General features: G+C 33.2%; 19 protein-coding genes. 13 read left to right on the plus strand and 6 right to left on the minus strand.

The window, feature by feature from the left end; translation table 11 throughout:
* Positions 1–27: 27 nt before the first annotated feature.
* The 4 genes from EB819_RS03600 to EB819_RS03615 form a co-directional block, all read right to left on the minus strand.
* The gene (locus EB819_RS03600) at positions 28–918 is read right to left on the minus strand and encodes a 3-hydroxybutyryl-CoA dehydrogenase (protein ID WP_069796866.1); all 891 of its coding nucleotides are present in this window, start codon (positions 916–918) and stop codon (positions 28–30) included.
* Positions 919–1467: 549 nt separating this feature from the next.
* Complete coding sequence (locus EB819_RS03605) at positions 1468–2220, minus strand: hypothetical protein (protein ID WP_069796863.1); 753 nt, start codon at positions 2218–2220, stop codon at positions 1468–1470.
* 86 nt (positions 2221–2306) lie between these two features.
* Positions 2307–3188 carry a class A beta-lactamase, subclass A2 gene (gene bla, locus EB819_RS03610; RefSeq protein WP_069796862.1) on the minus strand — a complete coding sequence of 294 codons (882 nt, stop codon included), beginning with the start codon at positions 3186–3188 and terminating at the stop codon, positions 2307–2309.
* A gap of 166 nt (positions 3189–3354) precedes the next feature.
* Complete coding sequence (locus EB819_RS03615) at positions 3355–4317, minus strand: Gfo/Idh/MocA family protein (protein ID WP_069796860.1); 963 nt, start codon at positions 4315–4317, stop codon at positions 3355–3357.
* Positions 4318–4582: 265 nt separating this feature from the next.
* On the opposite strand from EB819_RS03615, the gene EB819_RS03620 reads away from it, so the two are divergent.
* From EB819_RS03620 to EB819_RS03640, 5 genes are all read left to right on the plus strand, one after another.
* Positions 4583–5233, plus strand: coding sequence for a protein-L-isoaspartate(D-aspartate) O-methyltransferase (locus tag EB819_RS03620; protein ID WP_069796858.1), 651 nt, complete (start codon positions 4583–4585; stop codon positions 5231–5233).
* A 2-nt stretch (positions 5234–5235) separates the two neighbouring features.
* Positions 5236–5964 (plus strand): nitroreductase family protein, encoded by a 729-nt coding sequence (locus tag EB819_RS03625; protein ID WP_245993214.1) that lies wholly within the window; start codon positions 5236–5238, stop codon positions 5962–5964.
* 223 nt (positions 5965–6187) lie between these two features.
* Positions 6188–8182: a urocanate hydratase gene (locus tag EB819_RS03630; RefSeq protein ID WP_124878660.1), complete on the plus strand. Its 1995-nt coding sequence runs from the start codon at positions 6188–6190 to the stop codon at positions 8180–8182.
* A 387-nt stretch (positions 8183–8569) separates the two neighbouring features.
* The gene (locus tag EB819_RS03635; RefSeq protein ID WP_069796854.1) at positions 8570–9514 is read left to right on the plus strand and encodes a fasciclin domain-containing protein; all 945 of its coding nucleotides are present in this window, start codon (positions 8570–8572) and stop codon (positions 9512–9514) included.
* 119 nt (positions 9515–9633) lie between these two features.
* Positions 9634–12024: a TonB-dependent receptor gene (locus tag EB819_RS03640; protein ID WP_069796853.1), complete on the plus strand. Its 2391-nt coding sequence runs from the start codon at positions 9634–9636 to the stop codon at positions 12022–12024.
* A gap of 37 nt (positions 12025–12061) precedes the next feature.
* On the opposite strand, the gene EB819_RS03645 is transcribed toward EB819_RS03640, so the two are convergent.
* Entirely contained in the window at positions 12062–13585 is a 1524-nt protein-coding gene (locus EB819_RS03645) for a S41 family peptidase (RefSeq protein ID WP_069796850.1), read from the minus strand.
* Positions 13586–13875: 290 nt separating this feature from the next.
* Between EB819_RS03645 and katG the strand changes: the two genes are divergently transcribed.
* The 4 genes from katG to EB819_RS03665 all read left to right on the plus strand — a co-directional run bounded on the left by katG (position 13876) and on the right by EB819_RS03665 (position 17510).
* The gene (katG, locus tag EB819_RS03650) at positions 13876–16050 is read left to right on the plus strand and encodes a catalase/peroxidase HPI (protein WP_069796887.1); all 2175 of its coding nucleotides are present in this window, start codon (positions 13876–13878) and stop codon (positions 16048–16050) included.
* 127 nt (positions 16051–16177) lie between these two features.
* Positions 16178–16678 (plus strand): RNA polymerase sigma factor, encoded by a 501-nt coding sequence (locus EB819_RS03655; protein WP_069796848.1) that lies wholly within the window; start codon positions 16178–16180, stop codon positions 16676–16678.
* Positions 16668–17243, plus strand: a complete 576-nt coding sequence (locus EB819_RS03660) for a hypothetical protein (protein ID WP_069796847.1) — start codon at positions 16668–16670, stop codon at positions 17241–17243. The genes EB819_RS03655 and EB819_RS03660 overlap by 11 nt, the downstream gene beginning before the upstream one ends.
* Positions 17244–17249: 6 nt before the next feature.
* Positions 17250–17510, plus strand: coding sequence for a hypothetical protein (locus tag EB819_RS03665; RefSeq protein WP_069796845.1), 261 nt, complete (start codon positions 17250–17252; stop codon positions 17508–17510).
* Positions 17511–17570: 60 nt separating this feature from the next.
* On the opposite strand, the gene EB819_RS03670 is transcribed toward EB819_RS03665, so the two are convergent.
* Positions 17571–19790 carry an NADP-dependent isocitrate dehydrogenase gene (locus EB819_RS03670; RefSeq protein WP_069796843.1) on the minus strand — a complete coding sequence of 740 codons (2220 nt, stop codon included), beginning with the start codon at positions 19788–19790 and terminating at the stop codon, positions 17571–17573.
* Positions 19791–19937: 147 nt separating this feature from the next.
* Between EB819_RS03670 and tpx the strand changes: the two genes are divergently transcribed.
* The 4 genes from tpx to gcvP all read left to right on the plus strand — a co-directional run bounded on the left by tpx (position 19938) and on the right by gcvP (position 24562).
* A complete protein-coding gene (gene tpx / locus EB819_RS03675; RefSeq protein WP_069796840.1) occupies positions 19938–20435 on the plus strand; it encodes a thiol peroxidase in 498 nt (165 codons plus the stop codon).
* Positions 20436–20496: 61 nt separating this feature from the next.
* The gene (locus tag EB819_RS03680; protein ID WP_069796838.1) at positions 20497–20913 is read left to right on the plus strand and encodes an SRPBCC domain-containing protein; all 417 of its coding nucleotides are present in this window, start codon (positions 20497–20499) and stop codon (positions 20911–20913) included.
* A gap of 58 nt (positions 20914–20971) precedes the next feature.
* Entirely contained in the window at positions 20972–21613 is a 642-nt protein-coding gene (locus tag EB819_RS03685; RefSeq protein ID WP_069796836.1) for a J domain-containing protein, read from the plus strand.
* 90 nt (positions 21614–21703) lie between these two features.
* Complete coding sequence (gcvP, locus tag EB819_RS03690) at positions 21704–24562, plus strand: aminomethyl-transferring glycine dehydrogenase (protein WP_069796834.1); 2859 nt, start codon at positions 21704–21706, stop codon at positions 24560–24562.
* The last annotated feature ends 239 nt before the right edge of the window (positions 24563–24801 follow it).

Consider the following 24801-nt stretch of genomic DNA (forward strand, 5'->3'; position numbering starts at 1 on the left):
CCTTAAGGAGAAGGATTTAGGTTGAGGTTATTTCGCAAACATTTTCGCTACTTTTTCTGCTTTTTTAGATTCTGAATAGTCATAGAAACCTTCTCCAGATTTCACGCCTAATTTTCCTGCAGTTACCATATTTACTAATAGTGGATTTGGAGCGTATTTAGGATTTTTGAATCCATCATACATAACATTGAGAATTGCCAGACAAACGTCTAATCCTATGAAATCTGCCAACTGAAGCGGTCCCATTGGATGAGCCATTCCTAATTTCATTACGGTGTCAATTTCTTCTACACCTGCAACTCCGTTATAAAGGGTTTCAATTGCTTCGTTAATCATTGGCATTAGAATTCTATTCGCCACAAAACCAGGATAATCGTTCACTTCTACAGGAACTTTTCCTAAAGTTTTAGACATCTCAAAAATGGCATCAAAAGTTTCTTTAGAAGTAGAATAACCTTTGATGATTTCTACCAATTTCATAATCGGAACAGGATTCATAAAATGCATTCCGATTACTTTTTCAGGACGCTTTGTAGCCGAAGCAATTTTAGTGATAGAAATAGATGAAGTATTGGTAGCGAGAATACAATTTTCTGGCGCCAATTCATCCATTTGTTGGAAAATTTTCAACTTCAAATCTTGGTTTTCTGTTGCAGCTTCTACGATTAAATCTGCGTTTCCGCAAGCGTCCGAAAGCGCTGTAAAAGTGGTAATATTTCCAAGAGTTTCAGTTTTTTGTTCTTCGGTAAGGTTACCTTTTGCAATAATTCTGTCTAAGTTGGTAGTAATGGTTTTAATTCCTCTATCTAATGCTTCCTGCGAAACATCTACCAAATTTACTTTAAAACCAGTTTGAGCAAAAGTATGGGCAATTCCGTTTCCCATGGTTCCAGCTCCGATTACAACGATGTTCTTCATATGTTTATTCAATATTTAAAATTCAAGATTTAATTTTATGCGTTTAGTTTGTCATTGACTTCGTCTAATCTTCGATTTCCGAAGGAATCTAAATTAAAAATGAGGTATTAATTTATAAAATCCTTTGTTATAGGTGTTCCAATCAATCCATTTGTTATTACAATTAAAAACCTCAATTGTTTCATTAATCTTATATTCTTTATTTCAACTGTTTGCATTTGACAGTCTATGTATCTCAGTTTCGTTATTTATCGTAATGTATGGATAGTAGATTTGTGTAAAATTATTTCTTAAAATTTGAATTTTTTCTTTTCTAAATTCAATTATTTTAGCGTTTTTTTTTCGTTGAAGAATTTCTTTTTCTTAAAAATCTACTTTTTTCAATAATCTGAAAAATAAAAATCAGAAGAATTATTACTATTATAAAATACATAAATTTTTAAATGAATTTAGATTCCTTCGGAATGACAAAAATAAGGGTAAACTTTACTTCCAATTAAAAAGAACCCTTTTTTTTCTTTTTTACTCAATCTAATTAAGAAATTTCTTTTATTTATTTTTAAAAACTCTCTCAAAAATCCCAAAAGTACACCCAGAACAAGTTTCAATTATGGCATTTCTTTGCTGGATATGGTTGTATATTTTTTCTTCTATAGGTTCTAGTTTAATCAAATTGTTTTTTAGTAAATATTGAATTTGATTATAACCCCACATTTGTTTTTCTAAATTAAATGATTTCATCCATTCTACATATTTTTCAGCATTTTCAGGATTTCTTAATTTTATTTCGTCGATTTTATTTGCTCTTGTCATTTCGTAACCGCAGCCATCACCATAAATTTGTTTATTAGTCAAATCGTTGATAAAATCAGTTAATGAAAAATTTGTTTTGTAAAAATCATTGTGAGAATTCATATAAATTTGAAATTCTGAACGAAATTTTCTTGATGAAAGTTTATCTTTTCCTGCATAAATAATTAAATTCCCAATAGGCATTTCATTGAGGTAAAATTGATGTATTTCAGCCTGTGGATATTTTAAAGTATTTTCACTGCGATAAACAAAAGTTATGTTGAAAATTAATTCTCTCAATCCAAATTCAACATCTCTGGAAACAGTTTGATTAAATTGTTTGATTTCAAAAATGTTTTCAAATTTTTCTGTTTTGATATTCTGAATTTTTGTGGAATCAGCACTAAAAATAAATTGTTCAAACTCTGATTTTACTTTTTCATAGTCAGAATTTTGACAAAATAAATTTGTGAAGACATTAATAAATAATATCAAAAATATTTTTCTCATAATAGTTTAGATTGACTTCGTCGAACCACTTCGTTAGGTTTCCTATGGAGTAACAAAATTGCGGTTAAAATTGTTTTCTAAAAATACTACTTTTCTAAATTCTCAAAAACCACTTTAGAAATATCCGAAATCATTTTACAATTCACTTCCCAAGTTTCCATAGAATCACTTACAAAAATAGCAATAGCATAGGTTTTTCCGTTGGGTAAAGTAATGATGGCAATATCATTTTCTGCACCAGTTAAACCTGCATTATTTTTCCCGGAAGAACCTGTTTTGTGTGCGACTTTTGCAGACTTTGGTAATTGTTCTACAATTTTATTTAAACCTGTAGAAGTTCTGTACATCACACCCAACAAAAATTCTGTAGATTTTTTAGACAAAATTTTGCCTTTATAAAAATCCTTCAACAATCTTGTGGCAGATTTCATGGTGGTGTAATTTTCGTATTGGTTTTTCCATGCACTTTGCATAATCTCTTCATTATAAACAATTTGCGTATCTTTTGCACCTTTATAAATCAGAAAATCATGAACTACTTTTGGTCCGCCAATCAATCGTAAAAGAACATCGCAACCAACATTGTCGCTCATTGCAACAGAATATTCTATCAATTCAGAAATGGGCATTTCAAAATTTCCTTCTGGATTTTTTTCTCGAATTGGGCTCCAAGTATTGGGTAAAAGTTCAGATTTTTTGATGAATACTTTTTGGTCAAGACTTAGTTTTCCTTGATCTACCAAGTCCAAAACCGCCAAAGCAATATGATATTTAAAAACACTTTGCATCGGAAGTTTTTTCTCCGCATTATTGTTGTTGTATTGAAATGGAAAATCTATTCCCAAAACAGAAACTGCAACTGTAGCTTTTTTTCCTTCGGTAATTTTAGAAATTTCTTTTTTCAGTTCGGCTTTTTGTGCGAAACAAAAGATTGAAATGAGTAGAAAAAGTATGGTGAGTTTTTTCATTTTAAAATTAAATGTGTTAGAATCGTCATTGCGAGGAACGAAGCAGTCTGTTTTAGAAAATCATTTAGATTCCTACGGAAATCGAAGATTCGACGGAGTCAATGACAAACTTTGTGTTTATTATTTTTGCAAACTTCCAGCTTCCAGCATCCAACTTCCAGCCAAATTACGAAATCAACTTCATAATCTCCAAGGCTACTTTTAGCGCTTCTGTTCCGTCTTCTAATGAAACTTCTACTTCACGGTTTTCATTAATCGCATCAGCAAAAGAATTCAGTTCGTCTAAAATTGCGTTATTCGGTTGAATGTTAGGATATTCAAATAAAATTTGAGATTTTTCGCCATCTGCATTTTCGATAATCATATCAAAATCGGTAGGATGTTCTGGCGCTTCTTTCATTCTGATGACTTCTGCTTTTTTCTCCAAGAAATCTACAGAAATATAAGCATCTTGTTGGAAAAATCTAGATTTTCTCATCGCTTTCATCGAAATTCTAGAAGTAGTCAAGTTCGCTACGCAACCGTTTTCAAATTCAATTCTGGCATTACAAATATCTGGTGTTTTAGAAACCACGCAAACTCCACTTGCGTGAATGTTTTTCACCTTAGATTTTACAATAGAAAGCAAAATATCCAAATCGTGAATCATCAAATCCAGAACCACCGAAACATCAGTTCCTCTAGGATTAAATTCTGCCAATCGGTGAATTTCGATGAACATAGGATTTTGGATGAAATCTTTGGTAGCGATAAACGCAGGATTGTATCTTTCTACGTGTCCTACTTGAGCTTTTATGCCGTTTTCTCTGCATTTATAGAGAATTTCTTCCGCTTGTTTCAGCGTTTGAGTTACTGGTTTTTCTATAAAAAAATGAAGCCCTTTTTCTATGGCTTTCATTGCGTAATCGTAATGATAAACTGTAGGCGTAACGATGTCTAACATGTCTATTTCCGCCAATAAATCATCAAAATTTTCAAAATATTTGTATCCGAACTCTGCTTCTAGTTTTTTTCCGTTTTCTACATCTTTGTCGTGAAAACCTACGAGTTCATATTTATCTGATTGATTAAGAAGTCTTAAGTGAATTTTTCCAAGGTGACCAGCACCTACTAAACCTGCCTTTAACATAGAAATTTTGTTTCTTCAAATTTAATTGATTAACGCAAAGTTCGCAAAGAATTTCTTTAAATAGTTTGAAAATATTTTTAGGTACGCAAAGATTCATCTAAGATGAATTGCAATGCACGCAAATTTATATAAATTCAGCGTTCATTTTGTATAGAAAATCTTTGATTTTCACCTTTGCGAACATTGCTGAGCGAAGCGACTTAAAAATTAAACGAAATCAAAAATAAATCTTTGCGTTTAAAAACTTTTCAAGTATTTTTGTGAAATGCAGGACTCATTTGTACATAAAGGAAAACGTAAAATTTTAGTAGAATATCTACGCGAAAAAATTGGAATTTCAGATGAAAATGTGTTAAAAGCCATTAACGAAGTTCCGCGTCATCTTTTTTTAGAAAGTGTTTTTGAGGATTTTGCTTATGAAGACAGAGCATTTCCTATTGCGGCCAATCAAACCATTTCGCATCCTTCTACAGTTGCCGAACAAACCGAATTGTTAGAAGTTCAGGAAAAGGAAAAAATTCTGGAAATTGGTACAGGTTGTGGGTATCAAACTGCGGTTTTGGTCACCATGAATGCTTTTGTTTACACGATAGAGAGACAAAAAGATTTACACGATTTTGCACAGAAAAAATTGCGTGAAATGCATCTTCGTCCGAAATTTCAAAGTTTTGGAGATGGATTTTTAGGTTTGCCTACTTTTGCGCCGTTTGATAAAATTTTGGTGACTTGTGGAGCAGAAATTCTTCCCATAGAATTGTTGAAACAACTGAAAATAGGTGGGAAAATGGTGATTCCTATGGGAAAAACAGACGAACAAATCCTCTATAGGTTTACCAAAATTTCTGAAAAGGAATTTGAAAAAGAAGAATTCGGAGCGTATAAATTCGTGCCGATGTTGCAGGATAGAAATAAATAAAAATGATGAAAACTTTTGAAGATATCGTTCATTACCGCCGTTCTGTAAGGCATTATCAAAATGTAGAAATTGATGCAGAAAAGGTGAAACATTGTATAGAATTGGCTACTTTATCGCCCAATTCTTCTAACATGCAATTGTGGGAATTTTACCACATTACAGAGCCAGAAATTTTGAAAAAATTGGCGGTTGCTTGTTTAAGTCAGGAAGCAGCAACTACTGCAAAACAAATGGTGGTTTTCGTGACGAGACAAGATTTGCACAGAAAAAGAGCCAAAAAAATGGCAGAACTAGAAACGCAAAACGTCTTGAAAAATACACCTCCCGAAAAACAAGAAAAACGCATTAAGCGTTGGCAAATGTATTACGGAAAAGTAATGCCGTTTTTGTATTCTAAATTTCTAGGAATTCTGGGAATTTTTAGAAAAATTTTAGTCAATGTGATTGGTGTTTTCAGACCAATTACCTATCAGGTTTCAGAAAATGATGCGAGAGTAGTAGTACATAAAACGTGTGCTTTGGCAGCGCAAACCTTCATGTTAGCGATGAGCAATGAAGGTTATGATACGTGTCCGATGGAAGGTTTTGACAGCAGAAGAGTGAAAAAGATTCTGAATTTACCTTTTGGTGCAGAAGTGAACATGATTGTTTCATGCGGAATAAGAGATGAAAAAGGAGTTTGGGGCGATAGAATGAGAGTGGATTTTGAAGAGGTTTATAAAAGATTATAAATTTTGATTTTAAATTGAAATTTTATCGTTGAATATTTTTAAGGTTTTGTTCCGTAGGAACAATATCTGTGTAGAAAATAATAATGTATTTAAGTGGCGTTCCGTAGGAACGCTATCTTTTTTATAGAAATTTGGTTTTTATTTTTCAATTTTAATATCTTTAAGAACTTATATTTTTAGAATAATTACATTTAAAATTTATAATTAAAAATCTAAATTAAAAATGAATTTCCAACAACAGATACAACAAGGAATTCCAACAGAATTGCCTCAACCAAAACCATACGAAACCCAAATTAATCACGCTCCGAAACGTAAAGAAATTCTCAATGAAGAAGAGAAAAAGTTAGCGCTAAAGAATGCTTTACGTTATTTCGAACCGAAATTTCACGCAGAATTGTTGCCAGAATTCAAGGAAGAATTGGAGAAATATGGCAGGGTTTACATGTATCGTTTTCGTCCAGATTACGAAATGTATGCAAGACCGATTTCAGAATATCCAGGGAAATCTTTAAAGGCGAAATCTATTATGCTCATGATTCAAAATAATTTGAGTTATGCAGTGGCGCAACATCCTCATGAATTGATAACTTACGGTGGAAATGGTGCGGTTTTCCAAAATTGGGCGCAATATCTTTTGACTATGAAATATTTGTCAGAAATGACAGATGAGCAAACGTTGGTGATGTATTCTGGTCATCCAATGGGATTATTTCCAAGTCATAAAGATGCTCCAAGAGTTGTAGTTACGAATGGAATGGTGATTCCTAATTATTCAAAACCAGATGATTGGGAAAAATTTAACGCACTGGGAGTTTCGCAGTACGGACAAATGACCGCAGGAAGTTATATGTACATTGGTCCACAAGGAATTGTGCACGGAACTACAATTACAGTTCTGAATGCTTTTAGAAAAATTAAAAAATCGCCAAAAGGTGGACTTTTTGTGACTTCTGGTTTAGGCGGAATGTCTGGAGCTCAACCAAAAGCAGGAAATATAGCAGGTTGTATCACGGTTTGTGCCGAAGTAAATCCTAAAATTACCAAAATTCGTCACGAACAAAAATGGGTTGATGAAATTCACGAAAACTTAGACGAATTGGTTGCTAGAGTGAGAAAAGCACAAGAAATCGAAGAAACTGTTTCTTTGGCTTATCTCGGAAATGTGGTAGAAGTTTGGGAAAAATTTGACCAAGAGAATTTAAAAATCGATATCGGTAGCGACCAAACTTCACTCCACAATCCTTGGGCTGGAGGTTATTATCCTGTTGGAATTTCTTTTGAAGATTCTAATAAGATGATGGCAGAGCAACCAGAATTATTCAAGGAAAAAGTTCAGAAAAGTTTAAGAAGACACGCAGCAGCAATCAATAAACACACTTCAAAAGGAACGTATTTCTTTGATTATGGAAACGCTTTTCTGCTTGAATGTTCCAGAGCAGGAGCCGATGTTTTAGCAGAAAACCCAACTTTGGGAAGAGAGTTTAAATTCCCAAGTTACGTTCAAGATATTATGGGACCGATGTGTTTTGATTATGGTTTCGGACCGTTTCGTTGGGTTTGTGCTTCAGGAAAACCTGAAGATTTACAAAAAACCGATGAAATCGCTTGTGAAGTATTAGAAGAATTGATGAAAAATTCTCCTGGGGAAATTCAGCAACAAATGCAAGACAACATTACTTCGATTAAAGGAGCGCAAGAAAATAAATTGGTAGTCGGTTCACAAGCCAGAATTTTGTACGCTGATGCAGAAGGAAGAATGAAAATTGCAGAAAAATTCAATCAAGCGATAAAAAATGGTGAAATAGGACCAGTGATTTTGGGAAGAGATCATCACGATGTTTCTGGAACGGATTCACCTTACAGAGAAACCTCTAATATTTATGACGGAAGCCGTTTTACAGCAGATATGGCGATTCATAATGTAATTGGTGATAGTTTCCGAGGTGCAACTTGGGTTTCTATTCACAATGGAGGTGGAGTTGGTTGGGGAGAAGTGATTAATGGCGGTTTCGGAATGTTATTGGATGGTTCTGAAGATGCCGACCGAAGATTAAAATCAATGCTTTTTTGGGATGTAAACAACGGAATTTCCCGCAGAAGTTGGGCAAGAAATGAAGGTGCAATCTTTGCGATAAAACGCGCAATGGAAGCAGAACCAAATTTGAAAGTTACTTTACCGAATTTTGTGGATGAAGATTTGTTTTCCTTGGAATAAATTCCAAGGTTGTAGAAATTGTTCGTCGCTTTTCGTCTCAATTCACAGCTAAGCGAACTATGAAATACACGTTCCGTAGGAACGTTATGTGTGTAAAAAATATTAACCATAATAAAAAGCGTTCCTTAGGAACGCAATGTAAAAAATGAATATTCATACACAATTTACATTTTATCATTTTTTTGATTTTATTCAATATTTTATTGATGAGAATTTAACATTTCTTAATGTAGAGTACTTAACTATAAGAAAATTAAAATATTAATCTCCCTTTTTTTCATAAGGGAGTTTTTTTATAAATAACAATTATAGTAAAATTCTATACTAAAAATAATTAATTAGATAAATAACTTACTAATTTAGCACTGTAATCAAAAAGTAATTATTATGAAAAATTTAATTAAAAAAATTGGTCTTGTTCTTTTAGGAACATTTGTTTTGACTTCTTGTTCTGATGACGATGATAATTATGACAAAAATGTATACAATATTGTAGCAAAAGATGCAGATTTCTCTAATCTAAAAGCGGCAATAGATAAAGCAGGTTTAGCAACTACTTTACAATCTAGTGGAACTTTTACTGTTTTTGCACCTTCTAATGCTGCTTTTACGGCTTTTCTTCAAGCAAATGGTTTTGCTTCTTTAGAACAAGTTCCAACTGCTACATTAAAAGAAATTTTATTAAACCACGTTCTTTCTACTGAAGTTAAAGCTGCGCAGGTTACTACAGGTTATGTTTCTACTTTGGCAAAAGGTGCTGCTTCTAGTTCTAGAAATTTAAGTATGTACATTAACACTTCTAATGGTGTTAAAATCAATGGCGTTTCAAACGTTACCAAAACAGATATTGACGCAACCAATGGTGTTATTCACAAAGTAGACGCGGTAATTGGTTTGCCAACTATCGTAACTCACGCTACTGCAAATCCTAATTTCACCACTTTAGTTGCCGCTTTAACCAGAAATGATATGCCGAATTTTGTAAGCATTCTAAGCGGAACAGCTAATTCACCATTCACTGTTTTTGCTCCTACTAATACTGCTTTTTCTGGATTGTTGACAGAACTTAATCTTTCAGGATTGAGTGCTATTCCACAAGCTACTTTAGAAAATACTTTGAAATATCACGTAGTAGCAGGTGCGAATGTAGCTTCTACAGATTTAACCAATAATATGATGGTTACTACCTTCCAAGGTGGAAAATTTACCATAACCACAACTGGTGGTGCAAAAATTACCGATGCCAAAAATAGAGTTTCTAATATTGTGGCTACGGATGTACAATGCTCTAATGGAATTATTCATGTGATTGACAAAGTCATTCTTCCATAATTTTATAGTTTTTATAATGGTTGTTTTTAAGGGGAAATGACGCTTTCTATAAGCGTCATTTCTATTTGTTATCGTGTTTTCTAAACAAATGTTTTATTTTTACTAAAAAATATATTTTGATGTATAAAAAATTAATTATCAGTTTATTTTTATTAGTGACCACCGTAGTTTTGGCACAAGTTGGGAGTGTTACCATTTCGGTTTTTGATGAATTTTCTAAAAAGCCACTTTCTGCTAACGTTTCTATTCAAGGAGGTAAAGATGAAATTTTCTTCGGGAATGGAAGTGTTTTAATTCCAGAAATACCTACAGGAAACTATAATTTCAGAATTTCAGCAGAAGGTTATGATGATGGCTTTCTGAATGATATCAACGTAGTTCCTAATCAGAATCTTACTTTTTCTATCGGATTAAATAAATCAGCAAAACAAATTCAGGAAGTTATTTTAACTAAAAAATTATACAAAACCACAGCAGAATCTCCTGTTTCTTTAAGGAATATTACTGCGGAAGAAATTCAGAAAAATGCAGGTTCTAACCGTGATGTTTCGAAAGCAATTCTAAGTTTTCCAGGAGTGGGAAGTACAGCAACTTTCAGAAATGACCTTTTTATCAGAGGAGGAAGTTCTGCAGAAAATAAATTTTATATCGATGGAATAGAAGTTCCCGTGATTAATCACTTCCAAACGCAAGGAGCAAGTGGTGGACCAAGAGGAATTATCACCGTAGATTTCATTAAAGATGTAGATTTTTATAGCGGTGCTTTTCCTGCAAAGAGAAATGGCGTTTTGTCTTCGCTTTTTGAATTTAATTTAAAACAAGCTAGAAAAGATAAACTCGGGTACAAAGCGATTGTAGGTCTTGATGATTTACAATTGATGATGGATGGACCTCTGAGCAAAGACCAATCATGGAGCGGACTTTTTTCTGTAAGAAAATCTAATCTTCAGTTGCTGTTCAAAGGAATTGGTTTGCCTTTTTTACCAAGTTATTATGATGCAACTTTCAAAGTGTCTAAAAAATATAAATCTGGTGACGAATTGTATTTCATAGGTTTAGGAGCAAAAGACCAATTTGAATATAATTTTGATGCTAAAAAAACACTTAATAATCTTACTTTGATAGACAGATTGCCGAATTCTCCACAGTGGAATTATACGATTGGAGCTGGTTATAGACATTTGGTGGAAAACGGAAACTGGTTATTTACTTTGAGCCGAAATATGCTGGATAACCAAGCGATTAAATATTACAGAAATATAGAAACTCCAGATAATTTATTGTACAATTATCAGTCTAGAGAAGCCGAAAATAAATTGAGAATTGATAGAAATTTCAGTTGGAATGATTATCAATTCAGTGCAGGAACCAATATTAATTTCGCAAAGTATACCAATGATTCTACCGCGAAACAAGTCAATCAAAATTCGGTAGATTTTGATGTGATAAACTCTGAATTAAACCTTGTTCAATACGGATTGTATTTACAAACTGCGAAGAAATTTTTCGAAAATAAAGTGCAAGTTTCTCTTGGTGCGAGATTAGATGCAAGCAATTATTCTGATTTAACCAATAATCCTTTAGAACAATTTTCTCCAAGATTTTCATTGAATTATAAATTTGCAGAAAATTGGGCGTTTAATTTTAATACAGGGATTTTCTATCAACTTCCAGCTTACACAAGTTTAGGACTGAAACTGAATGATGCTTTGGTGAATGAAAATTCTTTAAAATACATCAGAAATGCACATTTAGTGGGTGGTTTAGAATTTAATGGAAAAGACAATTTAAGAATTACCGTAGAAGGTTACTATAAAAAATATAAAAACTATCCTTTCTCACTCAGAAACCAAATTTCTCTAGCTAATTTAGGCGGAGGTTTCGGAGTGGTAGGAAACGAACCTGTGGATTCTAGAGGTTTCGGAGAAACGTATGGTTTTGAAATTTTAGCTCAAAAAAGAACGTTGAATAATTTCTACGGAATTGTAGCCTATACTTTTGGGAATTCTAAATTTTCTAATGCTAATGGAGATTTATTGCCTTCAAGTTGGGATTCTAAACATATCCTTTCTTTAACTACAGGAAAATATTTTAATAGAAATTGGAATGTAGGTGCAAGATTTAGATTACAATCTGGTTTACCAGAAACACCTTATGATTTAAACAGAAGTGCTTTGGTTAATATTTGGAACATTGCCAATGGTCCAGTTTCTAATTTTGCACAATTAAATACTTTGAGAGGAAATGTAGCGCATCAATTAGACATCAGAGCAGAAAAAAAATGGATTTTCAGCAAATGGCAGTTTACATTTTATGTAGATGTGGTAAATGTTTATGGTTCTAAAAACGCCAGCAATTTGCCAGTGGTAAATCTGCAAAGAGATGCTTCGGATAACGGAATTATTGCCAATCCTAATGCTCCACAAGATCAACAGTATTATTTGTTAGATGTAGGAGAGTCTGACAGAAATATGCCACTTCCTTATTTCGGATTTATATTTGAATTTTAAAAACTCAAACCTTCAAGGTTTTTAAAACCTTGAAGGTTTATTTTCCTTTGATTTCTTTCAGAATCCATTCTAATTCTACATCTTTTCGTTCCAGAATTTGTTGAAAAGTAGGTTTTATTTCTACATCTGGAGTTACACCCTTCATGGTATGAGTGAATTCTATATTGGGCTGAACCAAAAACAATCCAATCGGTAATTTTAGTTTAGAATGTGGCAGTTTTTGAGTGCTATAAATTCCAGCAACTGTTCCGTCATTGGCGCCACCGGTTTCTTCTCCTATAATCATGGCGCGCTTGTCGTTTTTTAATTTTGCAGAAATTATAGAAGATGCAGAAAAACTGCTTCCGTTGATGAGAACATAAATTTCCCCTTCGAAAGCATCTTTTTTAGGCTTTTTCGGGGTGAAAATGTTCTGAGATTTTAGATAATATTTGTCGTTTTTATGACGAACCATCAATAAACTGGTTAATTTAGATGGCAAATATCCCACAGCTGCGATCGGTTTCAGATAATTTGGAAAGTGCGAAAAATAATCAGCATGAGTAATGGAAGTTCTATTAGCTACCTCTAAATCATTGATGAATCTGAATTTATCTTTTGCTAAATAGCTGTACAAATTCGTAATTTCGGCAAGAGAACCACCCAAATTATCTCTGATGTCTAAGATGAGGTATTTAGATTTCGCTTTTTTTATTTCTCGAAAAGTTTCTCTGTAAAATTTTTGAGAATAAGTCCCTGAAAATGTTTTGATTTTAATGTACGCTATGCTGCTGTCTTTTTCTAAAAATTTCAAATTTCTGTTGAAACTTTTAGTCACAGGATTATAGTCTTTGGTTTTCTTTTCTTCTGTTGGTTTTTTATCGGTTTTTTCCTTCTTTTTATCTTCTTTTGATTTTTTTTCTCGGGTAACGAGTTTTTGGTCAAGAGTATATTCGGATTTTAAATCTATTTTCACGCTGTCCATTATTCCATATTCTACCGTGAAAAAAGTAGGAAATCTTCTCGCCATCGAATATTTTTGATAGGTGGTGTTATAACCATCACTGGTGATAAGTGGTTCGTATTTTTTAAGCAGTTTTTCTATTTCTATATTGTTAATGGCAATAATTTCTGAACCGTTTTTGATATTGGCAACTTTTTCTGGGTTGTCTTTTACATAGAGTTTGTCGTTTTCTACATAATAAGATAACCTTCCTAGAAGTCCTTTTTGTTCTTTGAGTTTTTTAATTTCCTTCTTGGTAAGTTTTTTCTCTGGTGGAACCAATCTTAAATGACCTTGTCTCACTTCAGCAACAACTGGTGCAAGTTTAAAATAAAATTCTAAAGGTTTTAACGGTTCATGAATGGTGTTTTTAACACTATCAAATTTATAATCTAATTTCTCTTTGGGAATATAAGTATATAGAGTAGGGTGAAGTTTCTGAAGTTTTATATAGGCGTAGTCTATATCTTTTTTTAGCTTTTCGCTGGAAATGGGCTTTTCAAGACGTTTATTGTATTTTTTTACTGAAATACAAGAATTTAGAGTGAAAATAAAGAGGAGGAATGCAATTTTTTTCATAAATTTATTTGTTCAAAAATAAGATTTTTTAAAAAGATTATCAATAGTTATAATTTATTGAAATTTTATTTTTGATTGTCAAAATCTATAACTTGAATTTTTTTAATGAATTGAAATTATACTTTACGAGACCATTAAACTTTTAATTTTGACAAAAAATAATCAATATGAGTACATCAGAGCAAGGGAAATGTCCATTTCCACATCATGAATTACCAAAAGAAAACAACCCTCATCAAGGAGAAACTATTCACAGTAAAAACGAAGAAAACCCAATTCCAGTGGCAGGAATGTCATTAGGAAATTCAGGGAAATGCCCTGTAATGCATGGTGCAAATACAGGCAGTGACCAATCAGTAATGAGTTGGTGGCCTAAAGCTTTAAATCTTGATATTCTTCATCAGCATGACAAGAAAACCAATCCTCTAGGAGAAGAATTCAATTATGCAGAAGAATTTAAGAAATTAGATTTAGAAGCCGTAAAAACAGATTTAAAAAATTTAATGACCGAAAGCCAAGATTGGTGGCCTGCAGATTGGGGACACTATGGCGGTTTAATGATCAGAATGGCTTGGCATTCTGCTGGAACGTATAGAATTGCAGACGGAAGAGGTGGAGCGAATACAGGAAATCAACGTTTTGCACCGCTTAATTCTTGGCCTGATAATGCTAACTTAGATAAAGCGAGAAGATTGCTTTGGCCAATCAAAAGAAAATACGGAAACAAGCTTTCTTGGGCAGACCTTATGATTCTAGCAGGAAACATGGCTTATGAATCAATGGGACTTAAAACCTTTGGATTTGCAGGTGGTAGAGAAGATATTTGGCATCCAGAAAAAGATATTTATTGGGGAAGCGAAAAAGAATGGTTAGCGCCAACTGGTAGCGAAGGTAGCCGTTATTCTGGAGAAAGAGATTTAGAAAATCCTTTAGCTGCAGTAATGATGGGATTAATTTATGTAAATCCAGAAGGTGTAGATGGAAACCCAGACCCTCTAAAAACCGCTAGAGATATGCGTATTACCTTCAAGAGAATGGCAATGAATGACGAGGAGACTGTAGCACTTACTGCAGGAGGTCACACTGTAGGAAAAGCTCACGGAAATGGTGATGCTTCTACATTAGGGCCAGATCCAGAAGAAGCAGGTTTAGAAAATCAAGGTTTTGGATGGATGAATCCTAAAGGTGCAGCTGGTAATACGGTAACTTCTGGTATTGAAGGAGCTTGGACTACTCATCCTACAAGATTTGACAATGAATATTTTGAATTATTGTTAAAGTATGATTGGCAATTAACCAAGAGTCCAGCTGGAGCTTGGCAATATGAACCAGTAAACATTGCTGAGGAAGATAAACCACTAGATGCGCATAATCCTAATGTTCGTAGAAATCCTATGATGACAGATGCAGATATGGCGCTAAAAGTAGACCCAGAATACAGAAAAATTTCTGAAAAATTCCACCAAGATCCAGCATATTTCCAAGAAGTATTTGCAAGAGCTTGGTTTAAATTAACTCACAGAGATTTAGGTCCTAAATCTAGATACTTAGGAGCAGATGTTCCTGCAGAAGATTTAATTTGGCAAGACCCAATTCCTACAGTAGATTACACGCTTTCTGATGCTGAAATCGAAGAATTAAAAACTAAACTTCTTAATTCTGGATTAACTAGAACAGAACTCATCAATACAGCTTGGGATTCTGCGAGAACTTTCCGTGGTTCTGATTTCAGAGGTGGAGCAAATGGTGCTAGAATTAGACTAGAGCCTATGAAAAACTGGGAAGGAAACGAACCGGCAAGATTAGAAAAAGTCTTAAATAAACTTACAGAAATTCAGTCAACTTTAGATAAAAAAGTAAGCATTGCAGATTTAATCGTTCTTGGAGGAAGTGCAGCAGTAGAACAAGCAGCTAAAGATGCAGGTTTTGATGTAAAAGTTCCATTTGCAGCAGGAAGAGGAGATGCTACACAAGAACAAACAGATGTAGAATCTTTCGAGGAGCTAGAACCATTACACGATGCATACAGAAACTGGTTGAAAAAAGATTATGTGGTAACTCCAGAAGAATTGATGCTAGATAAAACTCAATTACTTGGTCTTACAGCTCCAGAAATGACGGTATTAATTGGCGGTATGAGAGTTTTAGGAACCAATTACGGAGGAACTCAGCATGGTGTATTTACCGATAAAGTGGGAGTTTTGACTAATGATTTCTTTGTAAATCTTACAGACATGAACTTCAAATGGGAGCCAGTTTCAGAAAATCTATACAATATTGTAGATAGAAAATCTGGCGCTACTAAATTCACTGCAACAAGAGTAGATTTAGTGTTTGGCTCTAATTCTATCTTAAGATCTTATGCAGAAGTATATGCGCAAGATGACAACAAAGAGAAATTTGTAAATGATTTCATCAAAGTTTGGACGAAGGTCATGAATGCAGATAGATTTGATTTGAAATAAATTTTTTTGTTTTTTATTACTATTTAAACGGGCAATATTGCCCTTTTTTTTATTTTAGTACATTGGTGGAAAATTTTTTTGTAACATTTTTACAACTTCTTTACTAACTCCATAGAAACGCTAATTAATGAAAACTTTAGAATCAGAATTTTTAGAAAAAATAGAAAGTCATAAAGGAATGATTTTCAAAATTTCTAAAATGTACGTAGATGGTAAGGAAGATAGAGAAGATTTGTTTCAAGAAATCATTTATCAACTTTGGAAATCTTACCAAAACTTCGAAGGCAAAAGTCAGTTTTCTACATGGTTATACAGAGTAAGCATTAATACAGCACTTACTTTTCTTAACAAAGAAAAAAAGAAAACCGATAATGCTTCTTTAACCGAAAATATAGACGTACAAGACGAAAATTCTGACGAAAAAGAAACGCAATTAGAATTTTTTTATAAAGCAGTTCATGAACTCAATCCTGTAGAAAAAGCGCTGATTTTTTTATTTCTCGAAGGCCAAAGTCATAAAGAAATCGCCACCAATCTTGGGATTACAGAAGTTAACGCACGTGTAAAACTCAACCGAACCAAAGAAAAATTACAACAAATTATTAAAAATTACGGCTATGAATTTTGATAAATTACAAGAACAATGGCAAAAAGAAGAAGTTTCTACACCGGAAATTTCTCTAGAACATCAGCATAAAATAAACAATCCACTCCAGAAGATTAGGAAGAATATGAAAATGGAAATATGGTTAAATGTTTTTAGTCTAATTTTACTAATTCCTCTTTCAAAAGTTTTTAGTGAAAATCCTTTTTTAAGATGGACAATGATGATGGTGTTTTTTTTTATAATATTTTTTTTCACTTTTAAGTTTTATCTATTTTATATAAAAACAAAAGATTATTCAATTGATACATTAAATAATTTATTAGAGATTAAGTTTGAATTAAGAACTTTAAAAGAATTATATCAAGCTTACTATGTGAGTAGTATTCCTTTTTTTATGGGGATGTTATTTTTGTTTTTAGGTAAACATGATTTTTTTAAATATGAAGATCTTATAATGCACTATGCTCCGTTTATTGTCTTCTTTTCAATAGTAGCTTTAGTTATAGGAATTGGTGTATGGTGGTTTGAAAATTATTACGGAAAATACATCAATCAAATCGAAAATATTTTAAATGAACTAAAATAAAAAATAATGAAATCAATTTTTAAAGCAATCTATAATAATCAGGAAATTAGAGTAGAAAATTCATGGTTTGGCGGCGAAAAATTATTTGTAAATAATGAACTTCAAGATGAAACTGTAAATTATTACACGCCAGCAAGATTAACAGGCCATATCATTGAAAACGGCAACAAATTACCCATTAAAGCCAATTTATATTCCAGTGGAATTGGAGTGAAATGTAGTTTGTTTATTGATGATAAAAAAATTAAAACCCATAAAGTAAAATAACAAAATCCGAGAAGTTTTTCTCGGATTTTGTTTATAATTTAAAATCTAAATTTTAGAATTTTATAAAGAATCTACAATTGCATTTAATGTAGCAGAAGCTCTCATAGCTGCGTAAGTTTTTGTAGAATCTGGTTGATAATAACCACCAATGTCTTGCGATTTTCCTTGCGCTCCAATCAATTCTTCATTGATTTTTGCTTCGTTTTCTTGCATTGATTGAGCAATTGGAGCAAAAGTAGCCGCTAATTCAGCATCTGCAGTTTGGTTTGCCAAAGCTTCAGCCCAATACATAGCCAAGTAGAAGTGAGAACCTCTGTTGTCTATTCCGCCCACTTTTCTTGCAGGAGATTTATCTGTTGCTAAGAATTTAGCATTCGCTTCGTCAAGAGCATCAGCTAAAACTTGAGCTTTAGGATTATTTTGAGTCTGAGAAAGGTGCTCTAAACTCGCTTGTAAAGCTAAGAATTCACCTAGAGAATCCCATCTTAAATAACCTTCTTCTAAGAATTGTTGAATGTGTTTTGGTGCAGAACCACCAGCTCCAGTTTCAAATAAACCACCACCGTTCATCAATGGAACGATAGAAAGCATTTTAGCAGAAGTTCCAAGCTCTAAAATTGGGAACATGTCGGTTAAATAATCTCTTAAAACGTTTCCGGAAACCGAAATCGTGTCTTTGCCTTCTCTACCTCTTTTTAAAGTTTCGAGCATGGCATCTTTTACATCCATAATTCTGATGTCAAGACCCGTTAAATCGTAATTTTGAAGATATTTTTCTACTTTTTTGATGATTTGTGCATCGTGAGCTCTTCCTTTGTCTAACCAGAAAATAGCTGGAGTGTTAGAAAGTCTCGCTCTGTTTACCGCTAGTTTTACCCAATCTTGGATAGGAGCATCTTTGGTTTGGCACATTCTGAAAATATCACCATTCTGAACGTTTTGTTCTAAAAGGGTAGTTCCGTTTTCGTCTTCAATTTTTACCGTTCCTTCTCCAGAAATCTGGAAAGTTTTATCATGAGAACCGTATTCTTCAGCTTTTTGAGCCATTAAACCTACGTTTGGAACCGTTCCGAAAGTAGTTGGGTCTATTGCGCCGTTTTGTTTCATTTCTTCAACAATAGCATCATAGAAACCAGCATAAGTTCTGTCTGGAATAATACAAACGGTATCTTCTTCTTTTCCTTCTTTGTTCCACATTTTACCGCCACCTCTTACTAAAGCAGCCATAGAAGCATCTACAATTACATCTGAAGAGACGTGGAAATTGGTAATTCCTTTATCAGAATTTACCATCGCAATTCTTGGTCCGTTTTCAATCGTTTTTTCGATGTCTGCTTTTATTTCAGCTTCTTGAGCATGACCAGCAATTTTTTCGAAAAGGGTAGCTAAACCAAAGTTAGGATTAATGTCTAATTCATTGAAAGTTGCTGCATATTTTTCAAAAACATCTGCAAAATAAGTTTCTACAATCGCCCCGAAAATAATTGGGTCAGAAACCTTCATCATTGTTGCTTTCAAGTGGGCAGAAAGCAATACATTCTTTTCTTTTGCTTCTTTGATGGCTTCTTTTACAAAAGATTTTAATGCAGCAATATTCATCACAGAAGAATCGATTACTTCACCAGCTTTTAAAGGAGCAAAATCTTTTAAAACTTTAGATGAACCATCATTTCCGTAGAATACAATTCTGTATTTGCATTCGTTTTCTACAGTGGTAGAGTTTTCAGTACCGTAGAAATCTCCATTATTCATGTGAGCAACAGAAGTTTTAGAATCTGCAGTCCAAACTCCCATTCTGTGAGGATGTGCTTTTGCGTAGTTTTTAACAGCTTTAGGCGCTCTTCTGTCTGAGTTTCCTTCTCTTAGAACAGGATTTACAGCACTTCCTAAAACTTTAGCATATTTTTTATTGATAGCAGTTTCTTCTTCGGTTTTTGGTTCGGCAGGATAATTAGGTACTGCATAACCGTGTTTTTGTAATTCTGCAATCGCTTCTTCTAATTGCGGAACAGAAGCAGAAATATTCGGTAATTTAATGATATTAGCTTCTGGTTTAGTCGCTAATTCTCCTAATTCTGCAAGTGCGTCTGCAGTTTTTTGTTCTTCTGTTAAATATTCTGGGAAATTTGCCAAAATTCTTCCAGCCAAAGAAATGTCTCTAGATTCTACATTAATTCCAGCAGTAGAAGCATATTTTTGAATGATTGGTAATAATGAGTGAGTTGCCAACATTGGCGCTTCATCTGTATACGTATAGATGATTGTTGAATTGTTAGACATTATATTTCTGAGTTTTTAATTGTTTAAAATTAAGAAGTTAGCAAATTTAGTGTTTTTTATAGAAAATATGAAATACATGTATTTATAATTCCTTTTATTTATTATGGGTAAAAACTATATCTTTGACAAAGTATAAAAAATAAAAAAATGGCAAATATTACATTACAAGGAAACGAAATTCACACTTCAGGAAATTTACCAGAACTAGGAACTGTAGCACAAGATTTTACATTGGTTGCAGAAGATTTATCAGAAAAAACATTGTCTGATTTTGCTGGTAAAAAAGTAGTACTTAATATTTTTCCGAGTATCGATACAGGAGTTTGCGCAGCTTCTGCTAGAAAATTTAATGAAGAAGCATCTGCTTTAGATAATACAGTTGTGGTAAATGTTTCTAAAGATTTACCATTCGCTTTAGGTAGATTTTGTGCTTCAGAAGGACTTCAAAATGTAATGAATCTTTCTGACTACAGAGGAAACTTTGGCGAGACTTATGGTTTAACGATTGTTGACTCTCCGCTTAAAGGTTTGTTAAGTAGAGCAGTGGTGGTTTTAGACGAAAACGGAACTGTAAAATATACAGAGCAAGTTCCAGAAATAGCTCAAGAGCCTAATTATGCAGCAGCTTTAGAAGCTGTAAAATAAATTTAAATTTTTTGTGTAAGCGCACTTTTTAGTGCGCTTTTTTAATTTAAATGAATAAAATATGGAACCACTTATAGTAAATGCCACCATCAATGCACCAATAGAAAAGGTTTGGGCGTTTTTTACCGAAGCAGAACATATTGTGAATTGGAATTTTGCACACGAAAGTTGGCACTGTCCGAAAGCTGAAAACAACTTAGAAATTGGTGGCGAATTTTTCTATACAATGGCTGCTAAAGACAAATCAGCAAGTTTTGTTTTTCATGGGACTTATACGGAAATCATTCCGCTTCAAAAAATAGAATATCATATAGAAGACGGCAGAAAAGTAGAAGTGTTTTTTCATAAAATTGACGAAAATACTACTGAGGTTTTCGAACGCTTCGAGCCAGAAATGATTAATGCTTTGGAAATGCAAGAACAAGGATGGCAAAGCATTCTCAATCAATTTAAAAATTATACAGAAGGAAGCTCTTAGCGGTTTCCTTTTTCATAAAAACTTATTTTTATATTTTTGCTCCTCAATCATCAATCCATTGAAAGACTACTACTATTTTCTAGGAATAAAACCGAATGCTTCTTCTGAAGACATTAAAAAAGCGTATCGTAAACTTTCGCTGAAATATCACCCTGATAAAAACGAAAATGATGAGTTTTTTACAGACCGTTTCAGAGAAATAAAAGAAGCGTATGAAACTTTGATGGATGAAGATTCTAGAAAAGTTTATGACCAGAGATTTGGGAGTTTCCAAAGAAGTCAAAAATCAATGCTTCCTCCAAAAATTAAAAACTTTCACGCCGATAAAATTAGAGCACAAAAAGGCGACGAAATTACCATTCATTGGCAAACTTATGATGCAGATTTGGTGAAAATCACGCCATTTGGTTTAGAAAAGTCTCAAGGCGATAGAAAATTTAGAATTAAGGAGTTTGATAAAGAAGGTAAGTTTCAGATTATTCTTCATGCTACCAATACTTTATTGCATAAAACAGTAGTTCAAGGAATTACCATCACCGAAGTTTCTGGGGAAATAAAAACATCTATAAAAGAGGATGTTCCTGCTCAAAATTCTACGTCTGTACCACAAAAAAAGGAAGAGGTTAACGCTCGTTTTTATTATAAGTTATTGGCTATTATCCTTTTAGCAATAGCTCTGTACTTGGTTTTTCTTCAATAGTTTTCATAGAAAAATAGAATTTTACCATTCATAAAAAAATCCTTATTTTTACGAAACTTACAAAAAGTAAAAATAATACCTAAAATTTTTATGAACACACAGCAATTTGTGAACCGTCACATCAACTTCAATGAAGCTGATAAAAACGCTATGTTGCAAAAAATTGGCGTTTCTTCTGTAGAAGAATTAATTTCTCAAACTATTCCAGATGCAATTCGATTAGAAAATGAATTAGATATTTCTGCTCCTTTATCTGAGTACGAAATGCTTCAGCATTCTAAAGAGTTGGCTGCTAAAAATCTAGATTATGATACTTACATTGGTTTTGGTTATCATAACAGTATTTTGCCAAGTGTTATCCAGAGAAATATTTTAGAAAATCCTAGTTGGTACACCGCTTATACACCTTATCAAGCAGAAATTGCACAAGGTAGATTAGAAGCGTTGCTCAATTATCAAACATTAATTACCAATCTTACTGGTTTTCATTTAGCGAATGCTTCTCTATTAGATGAGGGAACTGCAGCTTCTGAAGCCATGAGTATGTTCTTTTCAAACAGAACAAAAGACCAGAAAAAAGCAGAAGCCAATAAGTTTTTTGTTTCTGATTTGGTTTTACCTCAAACCATTGCGGTTCTTAAAACCAAAGCTGATGGTTTAGGAATAGATATAATTGTTGGTAGTCATGAAAATTTTGAGCTTAATGCAGAATTTTTCGGAGCTATTTTACAATATCCGGGTAAAAATGGTGTTGTGATTGATTATACGGGGTTAATTTCAAATTATAAAGCATTGAATCTTCAAGTAGTAGTGGCTTGTGATCCGCTTGCTTTAGTGAAATTAAAATCACCTGCAGAAATGGGAGCTGATTGTGCAGTGGGAACTACGCAAAGATTTGGTATTCCATTAGGTTATGGTGGTCCTCACGCTGCGTTTTTTGCTTGTAAAGAAGAATATAAACGTGATATTCCGGGAAGAATTATTGGGGTAACTCAAGATGCATACGGAAAACGTGCTTTGAGAATGGCTTTGCAAACCAGAGAACAACACATTAAACGTGAAAAGGCAACTTCTAACATTTGTACAGCTCAAGTTTTATTAGCGGTAATGGCTTCTATGTATGCTGTTTATCACGGTAAAGCTGGTTTAGAATATATTGCAGACCAAATTCATTTTAAAACCAATGCTTTAAGAGATGCGCTATCTGCTTTAGGATATGATACGGTGAAAGAGCCAGTTTTTGATACGGTTAAAATCAGTATGTCTGAAGAAGAAAAAGATAAGTTAAAGAGATTAATGCTAGATCATAAAATCAATTTAAATTATTTTACTGAAGGTTTTGTAAGTATTTCTATCAATGAAACTACAACTACCGAAAAGATTGATAAAGTAGTGGCTGCTTTTGCACAATTTAAGCAAAAACAAGGTTTCAAATTAGAGCCAAAAGCGGTTTCTACACTTCCAGAAAATTTATTGAGAAAAGACGATATCTTAAAAGAAGAAGTTTTTAATAAATATCATACAGAGACAGAATTGATGCGTTATATTAAGCGTCTCGAAAGAAAAGATTTATCATTGACGCATTCTATGATTTCTCTAGGTTCTTGTACCATGAAACTGAATGCAGCTACAGAAATGATTCCACTTTCTTGGGAACATTGGGGCGCAATTCATCCGTTTGTGCCTATTAACCAAGCTGATGGTTATCAGAAATTAATCAAAACTTTAGAAAAAGATTTGGCTACGATTACAGGTTTTGCGGCAACTTCACTTCAACCAAATTCTGGAGCTCAAGGTGAATATGCTGGTTTGATGGTAATTAGAGCATATCAAAAATCTATCGGTCAAGGTCACAGAAATATTTGTTTAATTCCTCAATCTGCTCACGGAACCAATCCTGCTTCTGCGGTAATTGCAGGTCTTAAAGTAGTGGTGGTAAAAAATCTAGAAGGCGGACAAATAGATTTCGAAGATTTAAAAGCTAAAGTGGAAGAGCATAAAGATAATTTATCTGCTTTCATGATTACTTATCCATCTACTTATGGTTTCTTTGACGATAACGTAAAAGAAATTACAGACTTAATCCACGAAAATGGTGGTCAAGTTTACATGGATGGTGCAAATATGAATGCTCAAGTTGGCTTCACTTCACCAGGAAATATCGGTGCAGATGTTTGTCACTTAAATCTTCACAAAACTTTTGCAATTCCCCACGGTGGAGGTGGACCAGGAGTTGGACCAATTTGTGTAGCAAAACATTTAGTGCCTTTCTTGCCTCAAAATCCTAATATTCCAACAGGTGGAAGTCAAGGAATAGATGCTATTTCTTCTGCGCCTTATGGTTCTTCGTTGGTTCTTAATATTTCTTATGCGTATATTAAAATGTTAGGAGCAGTTGGTTTGAGAAATTCTACAGAATTTGCAATCATCAACGCAAACTATTTAAAAGAAGTTTTAGCAGAGCATTTCCCAATTTTATATGCAAATAAAAAAGGTAGAGTTGCTCACGAATGTATTGTAGATTTCCGTCAGTTTAAACCACTAGGAATTGAGGTGGCAGATGTTGCAAAACGTTTGATGGATTATGGTTTCCATGCTCCTACAGTTTCTTTCCCAGTTGCTGGAACGTTGATGATTGAGCCTACAGAATCAGAATCTAAAGCGGAATTAGACAGATTCGCTGAAGCTTTAATTGCTATCAAAGCAGAAATTGAAGAAATTGCAGAAGGAAAAGCAGATGCTCATAATAATGTATTAAAAAATGCTCCGCATACAGAACAAGTAGTGATTTCTGATGCTTGGGACAAGCCTTATTCTCGTGAAAAAGCAGCTTATCCGCTAGAATGGGTGAGAGAACATAAGTTCTTCGCTTCTGTATCTAGAGTAGATGAAGCTTTCGGAGATAGAAATTTGGTTTGTACTTGTGAGCCAATAGAAAGCTACATGTAAGATAAACGTAAATTTTACAGATATTTTAAATCGCTAAATTCATTTTTAGCGATTTTTTTTGTTTGTAGATGTCTTGTTTGTAAAATCTTCATAATCAATGGTTTTATATTAATGCGTTAAGATTAAAACAAATAAAAACTGTCAAATAAGATTATTTTAACAATAAATTATCTTTTAATTATTTAAAAATAAAGATAAAAAATCTTTTATTTGAACTTTATTTGTATATTTGCACTCTA

Origin of the sequence: Cloacibacterium normanense (assembly GCF_003860565.1) — a bacterium.
Lineage (GTDB): Bacteria > Bacteroidota > Bacteroidia > Flavobacteriales > Weeksellaceae > Cloacibacterium > Cloacibacterium normanense.